General features: G+C 56.6%; 23 protein-coding genes, 1 tRNA gene and 1 pseudogene. 10 read left to right on the top strand and 15 right to left on the bottom strand.

The annotated features are described in order from the left end of the window. Nucleotides 1-7 precede the first annotated feature (7 nt). Nucleotides 8-2,281 carry an ATP-dependent Clp protease ATP-binding subunit ClpA gene (clpA, locus tag JL015_RS05880; RefSeq protein WP_201003304.1) on the top strand — a complete coding sequence of 758 codons (2,274 nt, stop codon included), beginning with the start codon at nt 8-10 and terminating at the stop codon, nt 2,279-2,281. Between the two features lie 93 nt (nt 2,282-2,374). On the opposite strand, the gene infA is transcribed toward clpA, so the two are convergent. The 3 genes from infA to aat all read right to left on the bottom strand — a co-directional run bounded on the left by infA (nt 2,375) and on the right by aat (nt 4,140). Continuing rightward, nucleotides 2,375-2,593 carry a translation initiation factor IF-1 gene (gene infA, locus JL015_RS05875; protein ID WP_002553999.1) on the bottom strand — a complete coding sequence of 73 codons (219 nt, stop codon included), beginning with the start codon at nt 2,591-2,593 and terminating at the stop codon, nt 2,375-2,377. 101 nt (nt 2,594-2,694) lie between these two features. Then, entirely contained in the window at nt 2,695-3,402 is a 708-nt protein-coding gene (locus JL015_RS05870) for an arginyltransferase (protein WP_201003302.1), read from the bottom strand. A gap of 48 nt (nt 3,403-3,450) precedes the next feature. Continuing rightward, nucleotides 3,451-4,140 (bottom strand): leucyl/phenylalanyl-tRNA--protein transferase, encoded by a 690-nt coding sequence (aat, locus tag JL015_RS05865; RefSeq protein ID WP_201003300.1) that lies wholly within the window; start codon nt 4,138-4,140, stop codon nt 3,451-3,453. 493 nt (nt 4,141-4,633) lie between these two features. Between aat and ftsK the strand changes: the two genes are divergently transcribed. The 6 genes from ftsK to cysG all read left to right on the top strand — a co-directional run bounded on the left by ftsK (nt 4,634) and on the right by cysG (nt 12,137). Next, nucleotides 4,634-7,036 (top strand): DNA translocase FtsK, encoded by a 2,403-nt coding sequence (ftsK, locus tag JL015_RS05860; RefSeq protein ID WP_201003298.1) that lies wholly within the window; start codon nt 4,634-4,636, stop codon nt 7,034-7,036. Nucleotides 7,037-7,105: 69 nt separating this feature from the next. Further along, nucleotides 7,106-7,729, top strand: coding sequence for an outer membrane lipoprotein chaperone LolA (gene lolA / locus JL015_RS05855; protein WP_025259498.1), 624 nt, complete (start codon nt 7,106-7,108; stop codon nt 7,727-7,729). Between the two features lie 19 nt (nt 7,730-7,748). Further along, complete coding sequence (locus JL015_RS05850; protein WP_201003296.1) at nt 7,749-9,071, top strand: replication-associated recombination protein A; 1,323 nt, start codon at nt 7,749-7,751, stop codon at nt 9,069-9,071. Then, entirely contained in the window at nt 9,071-9,445 is a 375-nt protein-coding gene (gene crcB, locus JL015_RS05845) for a fluoride efflux transporter CrcB (protein ID WP_201017794.1), read from the top strand. The genes JL015_RS05850 and crcB overlap by 1 nt, the downstream gene beginning before the upstream one ends. Nucleotides 9,446-9,461: 16 nt before the next feature. After that, nucleotides 9,462-10,742, top strand: a complete 1,281-nt coding sequence (serS, locus tag JL015_RS05840) for a serine--tRNA ligase (protein ID WP_201003294.1) — start codon at nt 9,462-9,464, stop codon at nt 10,740-10,742. After that, nucleotides 10,743-12,137, top strand: coding sequence for a siroheme synthase CysG (cysG, locus tag JL015_RS05835; protein ID WP_201017793.1), 1,395 nt, complete (start codon nt 10,743-10,745; stop codon nt 12,135-12,137). It abuts the gene before it with no gap. A gap of 121 nt (nt 12,138-12,258) precedes the next feature. Here cysG and JL015_RS05830 read toward each other — a convergent pair whose 3' ends face one another. The 7 genes from JL015_RS05830 to JL015_RS05800 all read right to left on the bottom strand — a co-directional run bounded on the left by JL015_RS05830 (nt 12,259) and on the right by JL015_RS05800 (nt 16,536). Further along, nucleotides 12,259-13,269 (bottom strand): glutathione S-transferase family protein, encoded by a 1,011-nt coding sequence (locus JL015_RS05830; RefSeq protein ID WP_201017792.1) that lies wholly within the window; start codon nt 13,267-13,269, stop codon nt 12,259-12,261. Nucleotides 13,270-13,376: 107 nt separating this feature from the next. Beyond that, the gene (locus tag JL015_RS05825; RefSeq protein ID WP_201017791.1) at nt 13,377-14,378 is read right to left on the bottom strand and encodes a glycosyl transferase family protein; all 1,002 of its coding nucleotides are present in this window, start codon (nt 14,376-14,378) and stop codon (nt 13,377-13,379) included. Then, nucleotides 14,375-14,710, bottom strand: coding sequence for a TusE/DsrC/DsvC family sulfur relay protein (locus JL015_RS05820; protein WP_201017790.1), 336 nt, complete (start codon nt 14,708-14,710; stop codon nt 14,375-14,377). The genes JL015_RS05825 and JL015_RS05820 overlap by 4 nt, the downstream gene beginning before the upstream one ends. Further along, nucleotides 14,707-15,006 carry a sulfurtransferase complex subunit TusB gene (gene tusB, locus JL015_RS05815; RefSeq protein WP_201017789.1) on the bottom strand — a complete coding sequence of 100 codons (300 nt, stop codon included), beginning with the start codon at nt 15,004-15,006 and terminating at the stop codon, nt 14,707-14,709. Before tusB ends, JL015_RS05820 begins: the two co-directional genes overlap by 4 nt. Beyond that, nucleotides 15,006-15,368, bottom strand: a complete 363-nt coding sequence (gene tusC / locus JL015_RS05810) for a sulfurtransferase complex subunit TusC (protein ID WP_201017788.1) — start codon at nt 15,366-15,368, stop codon at nt 15,006-15,008. Before tusC ends, tusB begins: the two co-directional genes overlap by 1 nt. Before the next feature lies 1 nt (nt 15,369). After that, nucleotides 15,370-15,762: a sulfurtransferase complex subunit TusD gene (gene tusD, locus JL015_RS05805; protein ID WP_025259508.1), complete on the bottom strand. Its 393-nt coding sequence runs from the start codon at nt 15,760-15,762 to the stop codon at nt 15,370-15,372. Between the two features lie 102 nt (nt 15,763-15,864). Continuing rightward, nucleotides 15,865-16,536: a Bax inhibitor-1/YccA family protein gene (locus tag JL015_RS05800; RefSeq protein WP_117167081.1), complete on the bottom strand. Its 672-nt coding sequence runs from the start codon at nt 16,534-16,536 to the stop codon at nt 15,865-15,867. A gap of 122 nt (nt 16,537-16,658) precedes the next feature. On the opposite strand from JL015_RS05800, the gene JL015_RS05795 reads away from it, so the two are divergent. After that, nucleotides 16,659-16,746: transfer RNA gene (locus tag JL015_RS05795), tRNA-Ser, on the top strand. A 128-nt stretch (nt 16,747-16,874) separates the two neighbouring features. Here JL015_RS05795 and JL015_RS27635 read toward each other — a convergent pair. Then, nucleotides 16,875-16,955 (bottom strand): annotated as a pseudogene (locus JL015_RS27635) (tyrosine-type recombinase/integrase); the annotation flags it as partial. 533 nt (nt 16,956-17,488) lie between these two features. Between JL015_RS27635 and JL015_RS05790 the strand changes: the two are divergent. Together JL015_RS05790 and JL015_RS05785 are read left to right on the top strand one after the other, a co-directional pair. After that, entirely contained in the window at nt 17,489-18,646 is a 1,158-nt protein-coding gene (locus JL015_RS05790; protein WP_201017787.1) for an ATP-binding protein, read from the top strand. Between the two features lies 1 nt (nt 18,647). Then, nucleotides 18,648-20,882, top strand: coding sequence for a hypothetical protein (locus tag JL015_RS05785; protein ID WP_201017786.1), 2,235 nt, complete (start codon nt 18,648-18,650; stop codon nt 20,880-20,882). Between the two features lie 141 nt (nt 20,883-21,023). Here the strand turns inward: JL015_RS05785 and JL015_RS05780 are convergent, their stop codons facing one another. The 4 genes from JL015_RS05780 to JL015_RS05765 form a co-directional block, all read right to left on the bottom strand. Next, a complete protein-coding gene (locus tag JL015_RS05780; RefSeq protein WP_201017785.1) occupies nt 21,024-22,088 on the bottom strand; it encodes a hypothetical protein in 1,065 nt (354 codons plus the stop codon). Nucleotides 22,089-22,242: 154 nt separating this feature from the next. Further along, entirely contained in the window at nt 22,243-22,668 is a 426-nt protein-coding gene (locus JL015_RS05775) for a GNAT family N-acetyltransferase (RefSeq protein ID WP_201017784.1), read from the bottom strand. Between the two features lie 156 nt (nt 22,669-22,824). Continuing rightward, on the bottom strand, nt 22,825-23,355 hold the full coding sequence (locus JL015_RS05770; RefSeq protein WP_201017818.1) for a hypothetical protein: 531 nt from the start codon (nt 23,353-23,355) through the stop codon (nt 22,825-22,827). Between the two features lie 288 nt (nt 23,356-23,643). Further along, nucleotides 23,644-23,856 carry a DUF6124 family protein gene (locus JL015_RS05765; RefSeq protein ID WP_201017783.1) on the bottom strand — a complete coding sequence of 71 codons (213 nt, stop codon included), beginning with the start codon at nt 23,854-23,856 and terminating at the stop codon, nt 23,644-23,646. Nucleotides 23,857-24,052: the final 196 nt, after the last annotated feature.

Here is a 24,052-nt window from a genome sequence, read left to right as displayed (position 1 = left end):
TGAAGCTATGTTAAACCGTGAGCTCGAAGTCACCCTCAATCTTGCCTTCAAGGAAGCTCGCTCAAAACGTCATGAATTCATGACGGTCGAGCACCTCCTGCTGGCTCTATTGGATAATGAGGCTGCAGCCACTGTCTTGCGTGCCTGCGGCGCAAACCTCGATAAGCTCAAGCATGATCTGCAGGAGTTCATCGACTCCACAACTCCACTGATCCCCGTCCATGACGAGGATCGTGAAACCCAGCCGACGCTAGGGTTCCAGCGCGTGTTGCAACGTGCAGTCTTCCATGTACAGAGTTCCGGCAAGCGTGAAGTTACCGGTGCCAATGTGCTGGTTGCGATTTTCAGTGAGCAGGAAAGCCAGGCCGTCTTCTTGCTCAAGCAGCAGAGCGTGGCCCGGATTGATGTCGTCAATTACATCGCCCATGGTATCTCCAAGGTTCCAGGGCATGGCGAACACTCTTCTGAAGGTGAGCAGGATATGCAGGACGACGAGGGTGGCGAGGCTTCTTCCTCAGGCAATCCTCTGGATGCCTATGCAAGCAACCTGAACGAACTGGCGCGCCAGGGGCGAATCGACCCTCTGGTCGGGCGTGAGAGTGAGGTCGAGCGCGTTGCTCAGATTCTCGCCCGTCGTCGCAAGAACAACCCTCTGCTGGTGGGTGAGGCGGGTGTTGGCAAGACGGCCATCGCCGAAGGGCTGGCCAAGCGTATCGTCGACAATCAGGTGCCGGATCTGTTGGCCAGCAGCGTCGTCTACTCCCTTGATCTGGGAGCATTGCTGGCGGGTACCAAATATCGCGGTGATTTCGAGAAGCGTTTCAAGGCGCTGCTCAATGAACTGCGCAAGCGGCCTCATGCCATCCTGTTCATCGATGAGATTCATACCATCATCGGTGCGGGTGCAGCTTCTGGCGGGGTGATGGATGCTTCCAACCTGCTCAAGCCGCTGCTGTCTTCCGGCGATATCCGTTGCATCGGCTCTACCACCTTCCAGGAGTTCCGCGGGATTTTCGAGAAGGATCGCGCCCTGGCGCGTCGCTTCCAGAAAGTCGATGTCTCCGAGCCGTCGGTCGAGGATACGATTGGTATCCTCAGAGGGCTCAAGGGGCGCTTCGAGCAGCATCACAGCATCGAGTACAGCGACGAAGCGTTGCGCGCCGCTGCCGAGCTGGCCTCTCGCTACATCAATGATCGGCATATGCCGGACAAGGCGATTGACGTCATCGACGAAGCCGGTGCCTTCCAGCGCCTGCAACCGGCCGAGCGTCGGGTCAAGTGCATCGATGTGCCGCAGGTCGAAGATATCGTCGCGAAAATCGCGCGTATTCCCCCGAAACACGTCAACAGTTCCGACAAGGAGCTGCTGCGTAATCTGGAGCGCGATCTCAAGCTCACCGTCTTTGGCCAGGATGCAGCTATCGACTCGCTGTCCACGGCAATCAAGCTGTCTCGTGCCGGGCTGAAGTCACCTGACAAACCCGTGGGTTCCTTCCTGTTTGCCGGGCCTACCGGCGTCGGCAAGACGGAAGCGGCGCGTCAGTTGGCCAAGGCTCTGGGCGTCGAGCTGATTCGCTTCGACATGTCCGAATACATGGAGCGTCATACCGTTTCGCGTCTGATCGGTGCGCCTCCGGGCTATGTCGGTTTCGATCAGGGCGGTCTTCTTACCGAGGCCATCACCCGTCAGCCGCATTGCGTATTGCTGCTCGATGAAATCGAAAAGGCGCATCCTGAAGTCTTCAACCTGCTCTTGCAGGTCATGGACCACGGTACGCTCACCGATAACAACGGGCGCAAGGCGGATTTCCGCAATGTGATCGTCATCATGACCACCAACGCAGGTGCCGAGTCGGCAGCGCGGGCTTCGATCGGTTTCACGCATCAGGACCACTCGTCCGATGCAATGGAAGTGATCAAGAAGAGTTTCACGCCGGAGTTCCGCAACCGTCTGGACACCATCATCCAGTTTGGCCGTCTCAGCCACGAAGTCATCAAGAGCGTGGTCGACAAGTTCCTTACCGAGCTTCAGGCGCAACTGGAAGACAAGCGTGTGCTGCTCGAAGTCTCCGACGCTGCCAGAAGCTGGCTGGCGCAAGGTGGCTACGATGCCGCGATGGGCGCTCGACCAATGGCTCGCCTTATCCAGGACAAGATCAAGCGTCCCCTGGCTGAGGAGATCCTGTTCGGTGAGTTGTCGGAGCACGGTGGCGTTGTGCATGTCGATATCAAGGATGGTGAGATCACCTTTGATTTCGAGACAACTGCCGAGATGGCTTGACGGTAGTCTTGCCCTGACACTCAGCAATGGGTGTCAGGCAAACGAACAAACAAAAACGCCCGGCATATGCCGGGCGTTTTTGTCAGTACTAGCTTAGCGGGCGCGGTAGGTGATACGCCCTTTGCTCAGGTCATAAGGCGTCAGTTCGACGCGGACCTTGTCACCGGTAAGAATACGGATGTAGTTCTTGCGCATCTTGCCGGAGATATGCGCGGTTACGACGTGCCCGTTTTCCAACTCCACACGAAACATGGTGTTGGGCAGGGTGTCGACGACAGTGCCTTCCATTTCGAAGCTGTCTTCTTTCGACATGCAGTAAAGCCCTCGGTATACAAATGAGTGGCCCGGTGCAAGTGGCGCCAGGCAAAAGCGGCGTGCATTGTGCCCGAAAAAACCACTTTAAGCCAAGGGCTTCAATACAGAGTGACCCATCTTTGATTGGTTAGCAGCTCGATAGGGCGATATTGAGTCTTGTAATTCATCTTTTTGCAGTTCTTGATCCAGTATCCCAGATACACGGCATGCAACTGGAGTCTGGCTGCTTCGGCGATCTGCCACAAAATGGCATAACGTCCCAGGCTGCGCCGCTCTTCATCCGGTTCGTAGAAGGTGTAGACCGCAGAAAGACCATTGGGCAGCAGGTCGGTCACGGCGACCGCCAGCAGGCGCTGGTCTGCCCGGAACTCATAAAATCGCGAGAAGGGCAGGTCACGGACCAGAAAAGTGGAGAACTGGTCGCGACTGGGCGGGAACATGTCTCCATCGGCATGCCGCTGTTCGATATAACGCTGGTAGAGGTCGAAGTACTCCTCGGTGAAAACCGGCTTTGCCCGGCGTACCTCAATGTCGGCGTTGCGTTTCAGGATGCGCTTCTGCTGTCTGTCCGGAACGAAAATGCTCACCGGGATGCGTGCCGGTACGCAGGCACTGCAGTTCTGGCAGTGTGGACGATAGAGGTGGTCGCCGCTGCGGCGAAAGCCCATGTCAGACAGGTCGGCATAGACCTGAACGTCCATTGGCTGGCTGGGGTCGAGGAACAGCGTGGTCGCCTGCTCTTCAGGCAGGTAACTGCAGGTATGGGGTTGAGTGGCATAAAACTTAAGCCGCGCCAGCTCTGTCATGATCGCCCCCGTTATCAGAATCCATGAATAAGAGTGTATGCCAGCCTTTCAAACTCGACTAGGCAACCAGTCGGCGTTATTGGGTTGATCCAGGTGTTGTTGCAGGTAGTCGGCAAATGTCTGGCGCGGGATCGAGCGGGCACCGAAGCTGTGCAGGTGCTGTGTGGGCATCTGGCAGTCGATCAACACAAACCCCCAGGCATGCAGGCGTTCCACCAGCGTGGCGAAGCCGACCTTCGATGCGTTATCGGCACGGCTGAACATGGATTCGCCAAAAAACAGCTGCCCCATGGCCAGGCCGTAAAGCCCGCCAACCAGCTTGTCCTGCTCCCAGACCTCGACGCTGTGTGCGTGTCCACGCTGATGCAGTTCCATGTAGGCCTCCTGCATCGAGCGGGTGATCCAGGTTTCGTTGGCGTAGCTGCGAGGTTCGGCGCAGGCCTGGATGACCGCTGCGAAGTCCTGGTCGAACGTCACCTTGTAACGCCCCTGGCGCATGAGTTTGCCCAGGCTGCGCGACACATGTATCTCGCTCGGCGGCAATACGGTACGTGGGTCGGGTGACCACCAGAGAATGGGTTGCCCGTCCTGAAACCACGGAAAGCAGCCATGCCGGTAAGCCTGTATCAGCCTGTCGGCGGACAAGTCGCCGCCCGCGGCCAGCAGGCCGTTGGGTTCGCGCAGGGCTTTTTCCAGTGGTGGGAAAACAAGGCTGTTGCGTTGCAACCAGGTCAGCATGGCATCAGAACTTCGCGGTAGGGGAGGGCACGCAGGTGTGTGACGTGCAACTCTGTACGATAAATGCGGTCACAAACGATCGCCATTATGGTGCGTGTCACAATGTTTCGGTAGTGCGGGTAAAAGATGGCAGGCGGATAGCCTCTCATGCTCTGTCTCGCTGATAGAATCACGTCATAAGCCTTTGTCACAAAAGAGAATGCATGCTCAAATTGAGCATCATGAAAAAGGCTTTGGCCTGTGGGCTCCGATCTTTGGCTGAAAACGTCGATCATGGGGCGTTAAAAGCCGATGTGGCGAGTTTTCCTACAGACCTCGGGACTTACAAAGCCGTACAATGCCAGCTTTGCGCGTTATCATTCAGGTCATCTGTTCTGCGGGTGTTTCAGAGGTTCGCGATCCCGTTTTCGGCTGGAGTCAGTCGATACTATTCAACAGCCGTGCATAGTCAATCAACGAGATGTTCGCGCTTGAGCGCAGGAAATAAAGCGTTTTGAAAAAATCCACCACAGCACCCAGCTCTGTGCCGCTCTGGCGGCAGCAACTGCATTATCGGCTCAAGGAAGGTGCACTGATCGCCTTTGGTGCCTTGTGCCTGTACCTGATGATGGCTCTGTTGACCTACGATCAGAACGATCCGGGCTGGAGCCATACCAGCAGCTCCGCGCAGGTCCAGAACGCCGCAGGCCGTGCGGGTGCCTTTTGTGCCGATATCCTGTTCATGGTTCTGGGCTATTTCGCCTACATCTTTCCGTTGTTGCTGGCCATCAAGGCCTGGCAGGTCTTCAGTCAGCGTCATGAACCGTGGCAGTGGAGTGGCTGGCTGTTCTCCTGGCGCCTGATCGGCCTGGTATTCCTGGTGCTTGCGGGTGCGGCGCTGGCGCATATCCATTTCCATTTCGCGGCGGGCTTTCCTGGCTCTGCGGGCGGAGTGCTGGGGGAAGTGCTTGGCGATCTGGCCAAGAAAGCCCTCAATATCCAGGGCAGCACATTGCTGTTCATTGCCTTGTTCCTGTTCGGTCTGACGGTGTTTACCGACCTGTCCTGGTTCAAGGTCATGGATGTGACCGGCAAGATCACCCTCGATCTTTTCGAGCTTATCCAGAGTGCCGCCAACCGCTGGTGGATCGCTCGTACCGAGCGCAAGCAGATGGTTGCGCAGTTGCGTGAAGTCGATATGCGGGTCGACGAGGTCGTAGCGCCTGTCGTCAGCGACCGTCGTGAGCAGGTCAAGGCCCGGGAGCGTCTGATCGAGCGCGAGGAATCCCTGAGCAAGCACATGACCGAGCGCGAAAAACACGTGCCAGCGGTCATTGCTCCTGCGCCTGCGAAGGCGCCCGAGCCGAGCAAGCGTGTCCAGAAAGAGAAACAGGTGCCGTTGTTTGTCGACAGTGCCATCGAAGGCACCTTGCCGCCTATCTCGATTCTCGATCCGGCCGAAAAGAAGCAGCTCAACTATTCGCCCGAATCGCTGGCGGCGGTGGGGCACCTGCTGGAAATCAAGCTCAAGGAGTTCGGCGTCGAGGTTTCGGTGGACTCCATCCATCCCGGGCCGGTCATTACACGCTACGAAATCCAGCCTGCCGCCGGGGTCAAGGTCAGCCGTATCGCCAACCTTGCCAAGGACCTTGCCCGTTCCCTGGCCGTGACCAGCGTGCGGGTGGTCGAGGTGATTCCGGGCAAGACGACGGTCGGTATCGAAATCCCCAACGAAGACCGGCAGATCGTGCGGTTCTCCGAAGTGTTGTCCTCGCCCGAGTACGACAATGCCAAGTCGCCGGTTACCCTGGCGCTCGGGCATGACATCGGTGGTCGTCCGGTCATTACCGATCTGGCGAAGATGCCTCACCTGCTGGTGGCCGGTACGACCGGTTCCGGTAAGTCCGTGGGTGTGAACGCCATGATCCTGTCGATCCTGTTCAAGTCTGGCCCGGAAGACGCCAAGCTGATCATGATCGACCCGAAAATGCTTGAATTGTCGATCTACGAAGGCATTCCACACCTGCTGTGCCCGGTCGTGACCGACATGAAGGATGCGGCCAACGCCTTGCGTTGGAGCGTTGCCGAGATGGAGCGTCGTTACAAGCTGATGGCGGCCATGGGCGTGCGTAACCTTGCCGGCTTCAACCGCAAGATCAAGGACGCCGAGGAAGAGGGCAACCCGATTTCCGACCCGATGTATCGTCGTGAAAGCATCCATGACGAAGCACCGTTGCTCACCACCTTGCCGACCATCGTGGTGGTGGTCGATGAGTTCGCCGACATGATGATGATTGTCGGCAAGAAGGTCGAAGAGCTCATTGCCCGTATCGCGCAAAAGGCGCGGGCAGCCGGTATTCACCTGATCCTGGCAACCCAGCGCCCGTCGGTGGACGTCATCACCGGTCTTATCAAGGCCAACATCCCGACGCGCATGGCCTTCCAGGTGTCGAGCAAGATCGACTCGCGCACCATCATCGATCAGGGTGGCGCCGAGCAACTGCTGGGTCATGGTGACATGCTGTACATGCCGCCGGGCACCAGCCTGCCGATTCGTGTGCATGGCGCGTTCGTTTCCGACGAGGAAGTCCACCGTGTCGTGGAGGCCTGGAAAATGCGTGGCACGCCAAACTACAACGACGATATTCTGGCTGGCGTCGAAGAGGCCGGTAGCGGCTTCGATGGTGGCAGCGGCGAAGGCGGTGAAGACAGCGAGAGCGATGCCTTGTATGACGAGGCAGTGAAGTTCGTTCTTGAAAGCCGTCGTGCATCGATTTCAGCCGTGCAGCGTAAACTCAAGATTGGCTACAACCGTGCTGCGCGGATGATCGAGGCGATGGAAATGGCGGGTGTCGTGACGGCCATGAATACCAACGGCTCACGTGAAGTGATTGCGCCAGGCCCGATGCGCGACTGATTTAATCCCATAGCGCCGACAGCGTGCCGGGCACGCTGTCGGCGTTTCATGAATCCAATGAGGAATCCCATGCGTCTTATCCGCATGTTGTTGGCAACTGCACTGACGTTCTCCGCGATCCCGGCCCATGCCGACAGCAAGGACGTGGCGCGCCTGACCCAGTTGCTGGAAAAATCCCAGACCCTGACTGCCCGCTTCTCCCAGCTGACGCTCGATGGCAGCGGCACGCAATTGCAGGAAACTTCGGGTGAAATGGCTTTGCAGCGTCCAGGCCTGTTCAACTGGCACACCGATGCGCCGCAAGAGCAGTTGATGGTGTCCGACGGCAAGAAGGTTTCGCTCTGGGACCCGGATCTGCAACAAGTCACCATCAAGACTCTGGATCAGCGCCTGACCCAGACGCCAGCCCTGCTGTTGTCCGGTGATGTGTCGAAGATCAGCGAGAGCTTCGATATCACTGCCAAGGAAGCGGGTGGCGTGATCGACTTCGTGCTCAAGCCCAAGACCAAGGACACCCTGTTCGACAACCTGCGTCTGTCCTTTCGCAATGGCATCATCAACGACATGCAGTTGATCGACAGCGTCGGCCAGCGCACCAATATCCTGTTCACGGGCGTCAAGGCGAACGAGCCGATTGCGGCCAGCAAGTTCAAGTTCGACATTCCCAAGGGTGCCGATGTCATCCAGGAATAAAGAGGCTTAACCTCAGACCATGGACCTGTTTCGTAGCGAACCGATAGCTCAGCCACTGGCTGCACGTTTGCGTGCGACCAATCTGGACGAGTATGTCGGTCAGGAGCACCTGCTGGCTCACGGCAAGCCTCTGCGTGAGGCGCTGGAGCAGGGTGCTTTACACTCCATGATTTTCTGGGGGCCGCCGGGTGTGGGTAAAACCACACTGGCCAAGCTGCTGGCCAAGGTTTCCGATGCGCATTTCGAAACCGTTTCGGCAGTGCTTGCCGGGGTCAAGGAAATCCGTCAGGCCGTCGAGGTTGCCAGGCAGCAGGCCGGGCAATACGGGCGCCGCACCATCCTGTTTGTCGATGAGGTCCACCGCTTCAACAAGTCGCAGCAGGACGCCTTTCTGCCGTACGTCGAAGACGGCACCCTGATCTTTATCGGCGCCACCACTGAAAACCCTTCATTCGAGCTGAACAACGCCTTGCTTTCGCGAGCGCGGGTCTATGTGCTCAAGAGCCTCGACGAAGCTGCCTTGCGCAAGCTGGTGCATCGGGCGCTGAACGAAGAACGTGGCCTGGGCAAGCATCACCTGAGCCTGAGCGATGAAGGCTTCGAGATGCTGATGTCGGCGGCTGATGGTGACGGTCGGCGCATGCTCAACCTGCTGGAAAACGCCTCCGACCTGGCCGAAGATGGCTCGCAGATCAGTGTCGATCTGCTGCAAAGCCTGCTTGGCGACAGTCGCCGCCGTTTCGACAAGGGTGGTGAAGCGTTCTACGACCAGATATCCGCGCTGCACAAGTCCATTCGTGGCTCCAATCCCGATGCGGCCTTGTACTGGTTTGCACGGATGATCGATGGTGGCTGCGATCCGCTGTATCTGGCGCGTCGTGTGGTTCGCATGGCCAGCGAAGATATCGGCAATGCCGATCCGCGTGCCTTGCCGCTGTGCATGTCCGCCTGGGATGTGCAGGAGCGTCTCGGCAGCCCGGAAGGTGAGCTTGCAGTGGCCCAGGCTATCGTTTATCTGGCCTGCGCGCCCAAAAGCAATGCGGTTTACATGGGCTTCAAGGCGGCGATGCGAGAGGCGACCGAGCACGGTTCGCTTGAAGTCCCGCTGCATTTGCGCAATGCGCCGACCAAACTCATGAAGCAACTGGGTTATGGCGAAGAATACCGCTATGCCCACGATGAGCCCGATGCTTACGCGGCCGGTGAAGACTACTTCCCCGAAGAGCTGGAACCACGCGAGTATTACAAGCCGGTGCCCCGTGGCCTGGAGCTTAAAATCGGCGAAAAGCTCAAACATCTGGCTTCATTGGACGCCGCCAGCCCTCGTCAGCGGAGAAAGTAGTGATTCAGACGATTCTTGCGGTGTCCGTAGCCGGTATCGCTGGTACATTATTGCGCTTTGCTGCAGGAACCTGGGTAAGCGCTAACTGGCCGCGGCATTTCTATACGGCAACTCTGGCGGTGAATATCGTCGGGTGCCTGATAATCGGCGTGCTTTACGGCCTGTTTCTGATTCGCCCGGAAGTGCCCATCGAGGTTCGTGCCGGCTTGATTGTCGGCTTTGTAGGCGGTCTGACGACCTTTTCATCCTTTTCACTGGATACGCTGCGCCTGCTGGAAAGCGGGCAAGTACCGATGGCTCTGGGCTATGCGGTTATCAGCGTGTTCGGCGGGCTGCTCGCAACCTGGGTTGGCCTGTCCCTGACCAGACTTTGATAGACGAGAGAACGATATGCTCGATTCCAAACTGTTACGTACCCAACTTCAGGACGTAGCGGATCGCTTGGCTTCCCGTGGTTTCACACTGGACGTAGCGCGCATCGAATCGCTGGAAAACCAGCGCAAGACGGTACAGACCCGCACCGAGCAGTTGCAGGCCGAGCGTAATGCCCGTTCAAAATCCATCGGTCAGGCCAAGCAGCGCGGCGAAGACATCGCGCCGTTGATGGCGGATATCGACCGTATGGCTGAAGAACTCAGCAACGGCAAGAAAGAGCTGGATGGCATTCAGTCCGAGCTGGACGCGATGCTGCTGAGCATGCCGAACATGCCTCACGAGTCCGTGCCGGTAGGTGCTGACGAGGATGGAAACGTCGAAGTGCGTACTTGGGGCACGCCTGCTGCCTTCGATTTCGCCGTTCAGGACCACGTTGCCCTGGGCGAGAAATACGGCTGGCTGGATTTCGAGACCGCCGCCAAGCTGTCCGGCGCACGCTTTGCCCTGCTGCGCGGGCCAATCGCCCGTCTGCATCGCGCCCTGGCGCAGTTCATGATCAACCTGCACATCAACGAACACGGCTATGAAGAGGCCTACACGCCTTATCTGGTACAGGCGCCTGCCTTGCAAGGCACCGGTCAGTTGCCGAAGTTCGAGGAAGACCTGTTCAAGATCTCCCGTGATGGCGAAGCCGATCTGTATCTGATCCCGACCGCCGAAGTGTCGCTGACCAACATCGTCTCCGGCGAGATTCTCGATCCCAAGCAGCTGCCGCTGAAGTTCGTTGCGCACACACCATGCTTCCGTAGCGAAGCCGGTGCTTCGGGGCGCGATACCCGCGGCATGATCCGTCAGCACCAGTTCGACAAGGTCGAGATGGTACAGATCGTTGCGCCGGATCAGTCCATGGAAGCACTGGAAGGCCTGACCGCCAACGCCGAGCGCGTCCTGCAATTGCTGGAGCTGCCTTACCGCGTTCTGGCGCTTTGCACCGGCGACATGGGCTTCAGTGCCGTCAAGACCTATGACCTTGAAGTCTGGATTCCGAGCCAGGACAAGTTCCGCGAGATTTCTTCGTGCTCCAACTGCGGAGACTTCCAGGCGCGTCGCATGCAGGCCCGCTGGCGCAACCCGGAAACCGGCAAGCCAGAACTGGTTCATACCCTGAACGGTTCGGGCCTGGCGGTTGGCCGTACCCTGGTCGCGGTGCTGGAAAACTACCAGCAGGCTGACGGCTCGATCCGTGTGCCTGAAGTGCTCAAGCCCTATATGGGCGGCCTTGAGGTCATCGGCTAAATGGAATTCCTGCCGCTGTTCCACAATCTGCGTGGCAGTTGGGTGCTGGTCGTCGGTGGCGGCGAGATTGCCTTGCGCAAGTCTCGCCTGCTGGCCGAAGCCGGTGCGCTGTTGCGGGTGGTCGCTCCCGACATCGAAGAGCAACTGCGCGAGCTGGTAGAGCGCAGCGGTGGCGAATTGATCCTTCGCGGTTACAGCGAAGGCGATCTGGACGGCTGTGTATTGGTCATTGCCGCCACCGACGATGAGCCGCTCAATGCCCAGGTGTCCCAGGATGCCAGGCAGCGTTGTGTTCCCGTCAATGTGGTGGATGCGCCGGCCCTGTGTACGGTCATCTTCCCGGCCATTGTCGACCGTTCACCCTTGGTGATTGCGGTTTCCAGTGGCGGCGATGCTCCGGTACTGGCGCGTTTGATCCGCGCCAAGCTGGAAACCTGGATACCTTCTACCTACGGCCAGTTGGCCGGGCTTGCGGCGCGTTTTCGCAATCAGGTAAAAGTGCTGTTTCCGGATGTTCAGCAACGGCGGGCGTTCTGGGAAGATGTTTTCCAGGGGCCTATCGCCGACAGGCAACTGGCCGGGCAGGGTGGTGAAGCCGAGAAGCTGCTGATTGCCAAGATCGCAGGCGATGCGCCCAAGGCTCAGGGTGAGGTTTATCTGGTGGGCGCTGGTCCCGGTGACCCGGACCTGTTGACCTTCCGCGCCTTGCGTCTGATGCAGCAAGCCGATGTTGTGTTGTATGACCGCCTTGTGGCTCCAGCGATTCTCGATCTTTGCCGTCGTGATGCCGAGCGTGTCTATGTGGGCAAGCGTCGGGCCGATCATGCGTTGCCCCAGGATCAGATCAACCAGCAACTGGTTGCCCTGGCCCAAGAGGGCAAGCGCGTTGTACGTCTGAAGGGCGGTGATCCATTCATCTTCGGCCGTGGTGGCGAAGAGATTGAAGAGCTGGCTTCCCATGGCATCCCGTTTCAGGTCGTGCCGGGCATCACGGCAGCCAGTGGCTGCGCGGCTTATGCCGGGATTCCTCTGACCCATCGGGACTATGCCCAGTCGGTGCGATTCATCACCGGGCATCTGAAAGACGGCACCAGCAATCTGCCCTGGGATGATCTGGTTTCGCCCGCGCAGACTCTGGTGTTCTACATGGGCTTGATCGGGCTGCCGATCATCTGTGAGCAATTGATCAAGCATGGTCGATCGGCGGACACGCCTGCTGCATTGATTCAGCAGGGCACGACTTCCAGCCAGCGTGTTTTCACTGGCACCTTGGCCAACCTGCCTCAGTTGGTGGCAGAGCATGAAGTTCATGCTCCGACACTGGTGATCGTGGGGGAAGTAGTCGTGTTACGCGAAAAACTGGCCTGGTTCGAAGGCGCACAATCCAGCGTCTGATTCTTGTGATAGCCCATGTGGGAGGCAGCTTGCTGGCGACTTCAGCGTAAGGACGCAGAATATCTGCCGGTTTTGAGGCCTTTTTCGCCAGCAAGCTGCCTCCTGCAAGTTTCTTTGCGCCTTAACTGATCGGCATTGCTTCGTAGATTCCCTTGCCCGGCAAACGCTCGCGGTCATGGCTGGCTTCCAGGCTCAATGCCGGGCCTTTGGGGACTATCCCGGTCGGATTGATGGTGCGATGGCTAGCGTAGTAATGGCCTTTGATGTGTTCAAGGTCTACGGTTTCGGCAATCCCCGGCCATTGATACAGCTCTCGCAGCCAGTTGCTCAGGTTGGGATAGTCGGCGATGCGTCGCAGGTTGCACTTGAAGTGGCTGTAATAGACCGCATCGAAACGCACGATGGTGGTGAAGAGCCGAACATCGGCTTCGGTCAGGTATTCACCCGCCAGATAGCGATTTTCCCCCAGCAGCTTTTCCAGCACATCCAGCTCGGTGAACAAGGCATCGAATGCTTCTTCGTACGCGCCTTGCGAGGTGGCAAAACCTGCCCGGTACACACCGTTATTGACGGTGGGGTAAATCTGCTCGTTTAGCAGGTCGATTCTTGATTGCAGGGCGCTCGGATACAGGTCCAGATGATTGTCCGTCAGGCCATTGAATGCCGAGTTGAACATGCGGATGATTTCCGCCGATTCGTTGCTGACGATACGCTGCTGCTGTTTGTCCCACAGCACCGGCACGGTGACGCGGCCGGTATAGCGCGCATCATCTGCGGTGTAGCGTTGATGGAGAAACTGCAGGTTTTCGAGCTTATCGCCCGTCGAGCCTGTCTGTGGATCGAAGGTCCAGCCGTTTTCCAGCATCAGCCAGCTGACCACCGAAACATCGATCAGATCTTCCAGGCCTTTGAGTTTGCGCAGGATGAGGGTGCGGTGAGCCCACGGGCAGGCCAGCGATACGTACAGATGGTAGCGACCCGCCTGGGCTGCAAAGCCGCCTTCACCGGTAGGACCGGGTTTGCCGCTGGCCGTGACCCAGTTACGACGCTGGGCGTTTTCCCGTTGGAATGCCCCATCCTTGCTGCTTTCGTACCACTGGTCATGCCAGCGTCCTTCGATGAGAAGGCCCATGTCTGACTCCAATCTGTAAATGAATATAGGTTGTGAGTCAGTCTAATCGAGTTGGTTCGACATAAAAGCGCAAAGAATGGCCTCTCATGATCGAATAAATCGATAGATTAAAGGGCCTTGTCTCGGCGATCCCAGAAGCTTTGTGCTTGCTCGAAGGCTTCCTCGCGCTGGATACCGAGCCCGCGCAAAGCCAGGGCAATGGTGGAAATCAGGGCGAGTTGCGGATAGCTGTCTTCTATCTCGCCACGCCACAAGGCCACCAGTTGCTGTGGTTCCAGCGTTGCGGGTTTGACGTGGCGTCTTGGCGAGAGTGCAGGCCATTCCTCATCCCAGGCTTGCCCGTTGCTGGTGCCATACAAGTGGCTGATGGTGTCGGGGTTGATCTCGATTTCGCCGCCATCGCCCTTGACCACAATGGCATTGTCGCCCAGCAGGGTGCTGGCCTCGCGATGCACGCTTTGGTAGCCAGGGTGAAAGATGCTCTGCAGGCCGCAACGGGCATTCAGCGGATTGAGAACCCTGGCCAGCGAGTGAATCGGTGAGCGCAGGCCCAATGTGTTGCGCAGATCGATCATGCGTTGCAACTGCGGAGCCCAGTCACCCAGCGGGATAAATGCCAGATTGTGTTGCTCCAGTGCGCTTTCCACCGTTTGCCAGTTACGGCATAGCGGGATATCCAGCAGGCCGAGCAATTGTTCCGTATAGAGCCGCCCGGCGGTATGCGCGCCGCCGCCATGCAGCAGCACCTTGATACCGTTCTGCGCCAGGCACTTTGCGGCCAGCAGATACCAGGGCAGGTGGCGCTTCTTGCCGGCGTAGGTTGGCCAGTCGATATCGACCTGTATGGGCGGGGCCGTGAGGCGTTCGCGAACCGCTTCGGTGAACCCGGCCAGTTCTTCCGGGCTTTCTTCCTTGTGGCGCAATAGCATCAGGAAGGCGCCGAGTTGCGTGTCTTCGACCTTCTCATCAAGCAGCATGCCCATGGCTTCCCGGGCTTCTTCGCGGGTCAGGTTGCGGGCACCGCGTTTGCCTTTGCCCAGAGCACGGACGAACTGGGCAAAAGGATGCTCGGCAGGTGTTTCGGTGATGAGGGGAGCGTAATCGTTCATATGCAATTGGTCGGCTTCGGCAGGCCCGCCAGCTTGGCGGCCAGTTTGGCGGGAGTGCCATTGAACAGGCGGTTGAGATGCATGCTGTTGCCTTTTTCCGGCCCCAGTTTGAGTGCGGTGTACTTGATCAATGGGCGAGTGGCGGGCGAGAGCTGAAATTCTGCATGGAAATCGCGTAGCAGCTCCAGGATTTCCACATGCTCGGCGCTCAGGGCAATACCTTCCTCTGCAGCCAGCGCATGGGCCACTTCCAGCGACCAGTCGTGCAGGTCCCGAAGGAAACCATCCTTATCCAGGGCAATGCTGCGTTCGGCAACGATCAACTGTTTCATAACCAGGTATTGACCTTGTCGAAGCGGATCGACAGTTCGACGAAGCCCGGATAGTCCACGCCAGTCGCACCTTCGGGCAACTGCAGGTTGCGGGCTTTCATATCTTCATCCAGCGCGAACAGCTTGAGCGCGGGCAACTGTTTTTCCAGTGCCAGCAAGGGGGCGCTGGAGGGCATCAAGGCGTAGGTTGCATCGCCGCACAGCAGCAGGCCGTCATTTGGCCCCAGCAGGCTCAGGCAGCTATCCAGCCGGGTGTCGGCAAAGGGCGAGTGAGAAAGAACATGCAAGGTAGCCATCAGATCGTTATCACTTGGTCGTAGCGGTCAATAAGGGCCGATAACTCGGCTCTTGCGGACAGATGATGGATTTCGGCATCCAGCTCGGCATGGGGCATGCCACGTGCTGCCAGGCTTTGGCCGCAGGCATAGACCTCTTCCACGCCAAACATCGACAGTGCTTTCAGATTGGCGGTGAGGTCTTTTTGTTGCAGCGCCGAGGCGTTCTGCTGTGGCAGCAACTGAAACACTCCATCATCCATGAACAGCAGCCCCACCGGCAGGTCATAGGCGCCGCCCGCCAGCACGATATCCAGCGCTTCACGGGCACTCGTGTCTGACCAGGGTGCCTGACGGCTGATGATCAACAGTGACTTGGCCATTTCAAGGCCCTCCGAAACAGATCAACCGATCCGCCGATTGCACGGCGTCGTGCAACTGGCCCAGCCCGGACAATTCCCAGGGTTCAAGGAGATTGGCGGACGGGCGCTGATAGCGCTCGGCTTCTTCTGCATTCAGCACGCCACGACGCAAGGCGGCTGCGATGCAGACCACGCCATCAAGCTGGTGCTTCACGATGAAGTCGCGCCATTGCTGTGACAGGTCCTGCTCATCCTGTGGCGACACGACATTGGCCGAAGCACTGTGGACGCCATCCTGATAAAAGAACAGACGCACAATCTCATGGCCGCCTGCCAATACAGCCTCTGCAAATAGCAGGGCGCGTCGAGAGGAGGGCGCATGGGCCGCGGAAAAAAGGGATATGGCGAATTTCATTGTCGGCTCTGTCGGCGGAACATGCGCAATGATAAAGAATTCACGGAGGCTGGACAGCAAAAAGCCCGCGAAGGCGGGCTTTTTGTTGAAACCGGACAGCTATCAGTCGTCGCGGCTCATGATGCCGAAGATCTGCAACAGGCTGACGAACAGGTTGTAGATCGATACATACAGGCTGACAGTCGCCATGATGTAGTTACGCTCGCCGCCATGGATGATGGCACTGGTCTGGAACAGGATGCAGACCGAGGAGAACAGCACGAAACCTGCGCTGATCGCCAGTTGCAGCCCGCTGATCTCGAAGAACAGGCTGGCCAGTACGGCGCCCATCAGAACGAAGAAGCCAGCAGTGATGAAGCCACCCAGGAAGCTCATGTCCTTGCGGGTCATCAGCACATAAGCCGACAGACCGCCGAACACCAGAGCTGTCATCGCGAACGCCGAGCTGACAACTTCAGCGCCGCCCGACATGCCCAGGTAACGGTTGAGGATCGGGCCCAGCAGGAAACCCATGAAGCCGGTCAGGGCGAACGTCGAAACCAGACCCCACACCGAATCACGCAGCTTGTTGGTGAGGAAGAACAGGCCGTAGAAGCCGATCAGCACCACGAAAATGTTCGGGTAGCCGACGCGCATCTGCTGGGCTACAAAGGCCATGACGCCGCTGAAAGCCAGGGTCAGGGCGAGAAGACCGTAAGTGTTGCGCAGGACACGACTAACCTCTAGCTGGTCGGCCTGCATGCCGGTTTTAAGGGCGTAATCCTGTTCGCGCATTGCGAAACTCCTTCCTGTTGAAATGTTGAGTTGCAAAGATCATAACAGAGGCGCTGCAACTGGCCACCCAGAGAGTTTGACAGCTTGTTTCATTCCGGTATTATGGCGCCCGCAACGCAAGTGGAAGTATGGCCGAGTGGTTTAAGGCAGCAGTCTTGAAAACTGCCGACTGTAACAGGTCCTAGAGTTCGAATCTCTATGCTTCCGCCATATTCGATACGTCAAAGCCCTGATTATTCAGGGCTTTTTCGTTTCTGCTGCCTTCCTTTATGCCTCCTCAAAATCACCTATCGTTCCGAAACTTTTACAGGCGTTCCGAAACTTGAGCCTTTGAAGGTCTATTTGGTAGGCGTGACAATCTCCCCGACACGCCGGTATACGATCTCCGTTATGCGCTTGTCGGAGTGCCCCAGCAGCTTGTGGTCGAGCGCTTCGGTTGCTACGTGAGCCGTTGCTCGATTTGGCTGGCCCGCTGCGTCGACGGGATCAGGGGCATGATCGACGTTGCACGCTTATTGCAGTGTGGTGATCCGGCCAGCAACCGATTGATATAACCAAGGTGCCAGACTTCGAATAGCGCGTCGGCGTTATCCAGCTTTCAAGGCTCATGCAACGTCGTGCCCGAGGCATCGACCGGAACCGCAACTATCCAATCCCAAATGCCTTTCCAGTGCTAATGCAGCCTTTCACGCTCAGCCCCGCCATACGTTGGGCCACTACGTCAGCGTTGCCGTTTTCCCTATTAGTCGTTGCGAGTACGGTATTCGCCGCTCATTTCCTTCGCACGCTAAACGTTGCAAACATTCGCCTTGGTTGCTGGCGTGAAGGTTGGAACACCCATCGCCCAATTTTCCCTAATCGCGTACATTTGCGCATATAGTCCCAGCTACGTACGAGCCATCGAACGATAGCCAAGCGGGGATGCAATCAACGATGGAGCGTGAGGGCCTGGATGCAGATCAACCGCAAGTCAAACCTTTATGACATCGAGGGTCTATACGACTCACTCGGCTCCGATCCGCAGTTGCGGCTGCCCATCAGTATGAGCCATGGGGGAGGGCTTGGCGTCGACGCGTCACTGGCGCAATTCATAGTGACATGGGCACGAGCCTATGAGCAGTCAGTCCTGCACCTATACGCTCCAGCTGAGGAAGCGATCGCCCATATTCCGCAGGTAGCCAAAAGCGCAGCCGGTCTTTTCGCCCTCATCATGTCCAGTGAGATTCACACCGAAGATCATAAGGTAGTGGATCGGCGTGACGCTCTGCTGGCGATAAGGCCGCTTGTTGAGGCGATGTTTATTGGGGACATCCGCAATACATCTAGTACCAAGGGCGCTCGCCCTACCGCGATTAACCTGTTTTGCGTCAACAACGCCAAACGTGAGTTCATCAAGCCTTTCTATTTTCATCACAGCACACCTCGCATTCAGCCGGAGTCGTGGTTTTCAGAGTTAATAGCCAAGTCATCTTCATTGATGACTGCACGGCAGGATCAGATTTCACTGCTGAAGTCTGGCCTTTCTGAGCTAGGAAGCGTGCTGTGGGAGCTCATAGCTAACGCTGACCAGCATGCGGTGACAGACGTTACAGGTAATAAGTACAAAAAAGCTCTCCGGGGCACCTCGATCAAGCTGAATAGGATCAGCCGACAGGATGCCTTAGGTTACTCAGACCGTGAGCCGGAGCTTGCTCGCTTCATCCTCAAGCATTTCTTGAAATCCGAGGTACTGGATTTCTTGGAGATCTCAGTAATCGACAGCGGGCCAGGGCTGGCTCGGAGGTGGGTGACGGCCAGAGAGAAGCGTCCAGTCGAGAGCCTTGAAGAGTTGAATCTGGATGAAGAACTGAGCGCGACACTCGACTGCTTCAAGAAGCATATGACGTCCAAGCCCGATTCGGAGACATCGGGGATGGGCCTGCATAACGCACTCCAGGCACTTAACAAACTCAAAGCTTACGTAAGGGTTCGTACCGGACGTCTTTCTTTGAATCAGGCTTTTCAGGGACGTAGTGGAACAATGGAATTCGAACCGTCAGTCAGGGGCACCCAGCAAAAATTGGCAGCTGCCGAAGGCACAGTTTTTACCATTTGCATTCCGGTGAACTGATATGGCTGATCTCATGGACTTTGAAGCCGTGCTTCGTCAGGACGGTAAGCCTCTTCATCTCGCGGTATTTTTTACTGGCCCTGATTTCCTTTCTGGGGGCCAAGTCGCTCATGCGCTGCAGACTCAGCTGCCACGTCACGTCATGCCAGATGCACTGCTGTTCCTGCTGCCTAAATACACCATTGAAGACTTCAAGTGGCATAAGGCTGACAGGGCTTCACCTCTGATGGCTCAGTTTGAGCGAAAAGGGTCGGGCTCACCGCAAACTTACGGGGTGGGTTTCTACGACGAGGCGGGATCAATCACCGACTATGTTCACATCTCCGGGCCAGAAAACAAGCTTGGCACCTTGGTCAAATCCCAATCCTCAGCAATTGTGAAAGCGGGCCTAGCCCATCTGGTCAAAAGCTCCGATGTTTTGAAAAAAGCGCCCGCCGGCTTTTTCTATTCGAAGCCATCTTCTCGTGCTTCGAACTACTTCATCCGAGCAGAGGATTTGTTGTCCGAAACGCTTCATGCGCACTACCTGGCCTTCGCGTGCTTGCCATTGATCAAGAAGGTGAAAGCCAACGGGATGAGCCCGCCCGACACTTTGTATCTGGACACGATCGCATTGCTGCCGTTGGCATTCGCGTTGCAGATGTACTTAATGCGCTTCGACCAGCCCCTCTTCGCAGATATTCGCTCTTTTCACTCGCATGAGGGGTTGGTCAAGGACGGGCCTTTGCCAAAAGGCGCCTCTGCGATGTGTCTCATCTCAGCATCAACGCGATGTGGCCTAGCGGAGCAGTGGGCGAAGATCAACAGCGCTGCCCCCTGTCTGGTCACCACCATACTTTCATTCGAGTCGGAAGCTGACTGCTGCACGATTTTGCATACCCTGAAGCAGCCAGATGACTTCGAAATGCTTCAAGAGGGAGATTCCGGCGGTACGAGACTCATCCGTATCCATGGAGAGCGGTTTGTTGCCGAGCACAGCGAAACCAGACTTCTGAACATTACTACTGATCACGCGCCGACGATCCTGCAGCCTAAATTTTATTCGTTCATGGGAGCGAATCTCTTCAGCTGTTTCAGGCAGGACAAGCCCGGTGCAAGATCTCGAACGGTGCATGTCGACAAAGACAGCCTAGTGGCCACCGATGGATTCAAGTCCTGGTTTGAAACCGTCTTGCTAGAGGAGGCGGTGTCATCGACCCGATGGATCATCCATGATGACGATGAGGCAAGCGCCTCACTCGCGGACGGGGCGATTGCCTATCTGAAAGGATGCGGGGTTGAAATCGAGACCAAGGTGTCGTTTGACAAGTTTGACGCCGGCACAAAATTCGATGGTTCAGTCATTGTTCTGGCCGCTGCCGTTGAGCGTGGTTCGCGGCTCCAAAGCGTCAGTCGCCGATTGCGGACTGCCCAGCGGACTGGTACTCGACTCTACATAGCTGGGGCTTTGTTCGGTCGAAGCTACCAGACGATGAAAGAGCTGCACAGCAACCTGACCCAGCCCGCCAAAGACCATAGTAGATACGTGTTCAAAACCTACATGGAGATCCCCGCTGCTGAGCTGACATGTGCTGATCATTGGGACAAAGAACAGACACTACTCAGCTCGTTGCATTCGTTCAGCACGACGTTCTCGCCCCCCGTGACAGCTCGCATGGAAGTTTTTGATCAAGCGCCACTCCAGGGGCTCGCGTTGAATCCTTTCTGGCCAAGCAGTCATACCCATCAGCCCATGGCATTGACGCGAGGCTTCGCATTCGTTGACGGAAAGCCTGACGGAAAAACCGACGTTACGGTCGCGACCTCCACAGACATTTTCCTGACAATCTTGTGGATTTTGCAGAACGCTAGGTATAGCGAAAAAGTCGCAAATGCCAAACGCCTTGAGTCCGGTGAGCTTCAGCAAGTGCTGCTATCCCCGGAGGTGTTTTCACGTTTCGACGATGGGATCATTCAAGCTTCGTTCCTACACGCAGCTTTGCCAACCGAGCTGGATTACCGCGCTGATGAGGCTCAGAGCCTAGCGATGTCGGACATTATCTATCGGTTGGCTGCCGGGTATGGCCATGAGCGAGGAGAAGCTGCCATGGAGTTTGTCATCGCGTTGGCCATTGAAAAGATTCGGCTACACAAAAAAGAAGATACACGCCTGCGGCGTAGGCTGATCGAGACTTTGGAGAGTGAAATTCCTGAAATCGAGTATCTGCTTGATCCTGAAGCGGGGGCTCCGCTTTAAAACCTAATGACGCCGCGCTCAGCTTGCATGGGCCACCCCTCTTATGTGTCGCCAGGAGAGGGGGCAAGCGGTTGCAAGGTTCGGCGATCACTTATCGCAGGATCCCCCCTTGCACGCTCTCAGGGCTGGCGAATGGCAAGGCTACATCGTCAAGCAGATCGCCTCATCAGCTGCGCTTGATTGTCTGCGCGGTAGCGTCAGGTTTTTATGCTCTTTTCGCCGCTCATCGCGTTCTTCTTCAGTGTATTCGTAGAGCTGGAGCACGTGCTGTATGAATTCATAGCCTTCTGGCTCGCCGCAACTGTCGTTTTTTTCATCTTGCCTGTAGCCATAACGGATGTTGTAGGCGACCTCCTGGTTTTCCTGACGATCAAAAATACGCTCCCGATAGGTCCAGGTGCCATATTCCCAAGAAGAGTTTTCTCTCACGACATTGTATTGATAGCGAGCCGCTTCACTCTCCACAGTTCTACTATCCCTCGTCGAACCAAAGGTGAAAACCCGGTGACTGACTTCTGGGCTGTCGCCAGTGTGGATTTCTTGTAGATCTGTACGTTCCAGGAGTTCTGTTATCAGCATGTTTGGGTATGCTTTGCTATCAGGAAAATACAACTGTCTGACGCGGGGCAGGGGGTGAAGAATTTCCTGACGGGCCAAGGGGCATGCCGCGGCCATGAAGCGTTGATGGGTAAGATAGGCCTGCCATTGGCCGGTAGGATTCATCCACCAATAAGTGCCAAAACCCACAAAAGCGGCCACGATGAGTGCATACCCAATAGCCGTGGCAGGTAGCTTTGGCGAGCAGTGTTGTTGAACCAGTGCCAAAGTAAGCAGAAGCATCGCCATGACCCATAGAAAATAGCCCCACTCCAATGCCCTGATAGGCCGGTCGCCTATGCCCTCATCGTGGAATATATCGCTAGCGAACATAAAGCTGGCGGATAGCGCTAATCCAATAAAGGCAGGTATCAGGTTTTTATGCTTGTGCCTGTATCTGGCTAATGCCCAGAAATAGAACGGGTTGGCGTACCAGGAAAAATGTCCGTCAAGTGGCCCAAGCCATCCCATTGCCAACGCTTCGCCTCCGCTCGTGACATGACCGTTGTCATAAGCCGGCAGCATCAGTGACAGCACGTAGCAGGCGATACTGATCAGGATGATGCGTCCATTCGGTTTGCCATGGGCGCTATCAAATGCGGTGTGCATCAATTTTTTCTCTTTATACGGGGAGCGGAACGCCGTAAGCGTCCGGCCAACACGGCTGGTGTCATCAGTTGATTTGATTTATGGCGTTCATCAGGTAGAGGTAAACCGGATTGCAGGCCGTTTGAGGCCAGTCAAACGAACTGCGGACAGCCCCTCAATCTAATCGCTTCTGTAGAAAAAAACGCTTATGTTCTGGAGGGAAATCATTGAGGTGCCCAAACTCAGTGAAACCGTGTCGCTCATAGAAAGATGGGGCCTGGAAATCAAAAGTATCGAGCCAGATTCCAACGCAGTCTTTTTCGCGCGCGACATCTTCCGCCATGTGGATCAGTCGTGAGCCTATGCCTTGGCCCCTGGTTTGCTCGGGTATCGCAAGTAGTTCTATGAATAACCAGTGGTAAAATATTTCACCGTAAAGGCCCCCAATCACTTCGCCGGTCTGTTCATCACGGACTAGCAAAGCGATTGTCTCAGGCTTGGGGTCACCTGCCTGAGAAAAATTATGAGCCCGCAAAGGTCTGAGGATGGCCAGGCGCTCTTCCTCTCCCGGGTCGATCATCATTTCTATACGAGCCGTCATCACTAATCCTTTAGGTATTCAAACTGATATGGATAAACCTCGGCCCCAATTTGATCTCAGAGCAAACGCCGATAGACATCCTACGGGGTCAGAAGGATTTCCACACGTACGGGATTAACTGCTCAATCTCTCTCGCTCGCAGCGTTGGCAAATAAGTCAGGACTGCAAATAACCAATAACCGGCGCAATGCTGCTCAATTGCGGGGCCTTGGCAATAACGTCGTCTGCCTGGCACCAGGGGTAACCGAGGCCTTGCAGCCAGTTCATCACCGGTATCAGGTCTGCGGCCGGGCTGATCTGCATGTGATCAATGGTAATGGTCAGATGCACGACGAGCCCGGACTGAGAGTCAAAGCGCCAGTCATACTGGCCGCAGCCGACACGTACTGCTCCTGTTTCCTTGACGGTCATCCCTACCAGCCATTTGCAGGTGTACGCCGAGGCATCGCTCACTGGTGGTTCACCGAGGCAGAAGGTGTAAACGTTTTCATAGGTCTGGCCAAAGCCACGTACCAATGTTTGCGCAATGGCACCCAACCCTTCCAGCGTGGACGGAAATGAAATGGCGTCGGTATGCACGAGCATTTCAACCGTGGCTTCGGGGCTGAATGCCTGACGCAGAAGATCAGGTCGATTGCCATCCTTGGCCAGGATGTACTGTTCTATGGAGTGGCGGTTGCTCGGCATAGGTGTGCTCATTGTTGTAGGTACTCCATCACTACGGTAATAGGGGGAGTCATTGTTTGAGCACCGCGCTGGTGGTGTCTATCCAACAATAATCGCGAGACATGTTCAGTTTAATTGAACAGGCAAAAAAAGACTGGCGTGCAGTTTCCACGCTGAAATGCTGTAAGGAATACTGGTTCAACCCAGATTGATCTCCGTGGCGTTTATGATTCTTCGCGAATAAATTCGCTCCTACGCGGGCTGCGTGGGAGCGAATCGGGCGGCGCTCCGCTCATTCGCGAAAAAGCCTTAACGCACCTCCACCTGAGCCAGCGACCGCTCCAGCTCAGCCTTGGCCATGCCAATCAAATGCACCCCCGAAAACGCCAGGTCGCGTTTCGGGCCGTTGAGGCTGTCTCCGGTTTCGTAGGCTGTGGCTGCTGCGCAACGCAGCAGGGCGTTGACGTGCAGAAGGGATTCTTCGAGGTTTTTATGCGGTGGATCGGGGGTTACTTTGATCATGAAGGTTGCCTGTGAGGTAAGGCCACCTGCCATTCGCTGCTAAACAAACAATGGGTGGCGACTTTGACGCGGGTTAGCAGACCGGGGCAACCTACAAATCCGGCGCACTCGAAAGTGCCCCACGCAAAGCCGCCATAAGCGGTACTTGCGCGTTGTATGTCACCCACAGGCTGCTAAACCCGATCACTGATATTCA

Origin of the sequence: Pseudomonas cichorii, assembly GCF_015471405.1 — a bacterium.
GTDB classification, from domain to species: Bacteria; Pseudomonadota; Gammaproteobacteria; order Pseudomonadales; family Pseudomonadaceae; genus Aquipseudomonas; species Aquipseudomonas serbiensis.
Note: the sequence above shows the minus strand (reverse complement) of the source record. Positions and strands in the feature narration are given on the sequence as shown.

Bases quoted from the DNA above. Each gene is read 5' to 3' on its own strand.
- JL015_RS05770 (WP_201017818.1), bottom strand. From the start codon at position 23,355: ATGCCGAGCAACCGCCACTCCATAGAACAGTACATCCTGGCCAAGGAT.
- serS (WP_201003294.1), top strand. From the start codon at position 9,462: ATGCTCGATTCCAAACTGTTACGTACCCAACTTCAGGACGTAGCGGAT.
- aat (WP_201003300.1), bottom strand. From the start codon at position 4,140: ATGCTGACCTGGTTGCAACGCAACAGCCTTGTTTTCCCACCACTGGAA.
- infA (WP_002553999.1), bottom strand. From the start codon at position 2,593: ATGTCGAAAGAAGACAGCTTCGAAATGGAAGGCACTGTCGTCGACACC.
- tusC (WP_201017788.1), bottom strand. From the start codon at position 15,368: ATGGCCAAGTCACTGTTGATCATCAGCCGTCAGGCACCCTGGTCAGAC.
- tusD (WP_025259508.1), bottom strand. From the start codon at position 15,762: ATGAAATTCGCCATATCCCTTTTTTCCGCGGCCCATGCGCCCTCCTCT.
- cysG (WP_201017793.1), top strand. From the start codon at position 10,743: ATGGAATTCCTGCCGCTGTTCCACAATCTGCGTGGCAGTTGGGTGCTG.
- JL015_RS05765 (WP_201017783.1), bottom strand. From the start codon at position 23,856: ATGATCAAAGTAACCCCCGATCCACCGCATAAAAACCTCGAAGAATCC.
- JL015_RS05800 (WP_117167081.1), bottom strand. From the start codon at position 16,536: ATGCGCGAACAGGATTACGCCCTTAAAACCGGCATGCAGGCCGACCAG.
- tusB (WP_201017789.1), bottom strand. From the start codon at position 15,006: ATGGCTACCTTGCATGTTCTTTCTCACTCGCCCTTTGCCGACACCCGG.
- JL015_RS05785 (WP_201017786.1), top strand. From the start codon at position 18,648: ATGGCTGATCTCATGGACTTTGAAGCCGTGCTTCGTCAGGACGGTAAG.
- JL015_RS05790 (WP_201017787.1), top strand. From the start codon at position 17,489: ATGCAGATCAACCGCAAGTCAAACCTTTATGACATCGAGGGTCTATAC.
- JL015_RS05825 (WP_201017791.1), bottom strand. From the start codon at position 14,378: ATGAACGATTACGCTCCCCTCATCACCGAAACACCTGCCGAGCATCCT.
- JL015_RS05870 (WP_201003302.1), bottom strand. From the start codon at position 3,402: ATGACAGAGCTGGCGCGGCTTAAGTTTTATGCCACTCAACCCCATACC.
- JL015_RS05850 (WP_201003296.1), top strand. From the start codon at position 7,749: ATGGACCTGTTTCGTAGCGAACCGATAGCTCAGCCACTGGCTGCACGT.
- lolA (WP_025259498.1), top strand. From the start codon at position 7,106: ATGCGTCTTATCCGCATGTTGTTGGCAACTGCACTGACGTTCTCCGCG.
- JL015_RS05820 (WP_201017790.1), bottom strand. From the start codon at position 14,710: ATGAAACAGTTGATCGTTGCCGAACGCAGCATTGCCCTGGATAAGGAT.
- JL015_RS05775 (WP_201017784.1), bottom strand. From the start codon at position 22,668: ATGACGGCTCGTATAGAAATGATGATCGACCCGGGAGAGGAAGAGCGC.
- JL015_RS05830 (WP_201017792.1), bottom strand. From the start codon at position 13,269: ATGGGCCTTCTCATCGAAGGACGCTGGCATGACCAGTGGTACGAAAGC.
- JL015_RS05780 (WP_201017785.1), bottom strand. From the start codon at position 22,088: ATGCACACCGCATTTGATAGCGCCCATGGCAAACCGAATGGACGCATC.
- clpA (WP_201003304.1), top strand. From the start codon at position 8: ATGTTAAACCGTGAGCTCGAAGTCACCCTCAATCTTGCCTTCAAGGAA.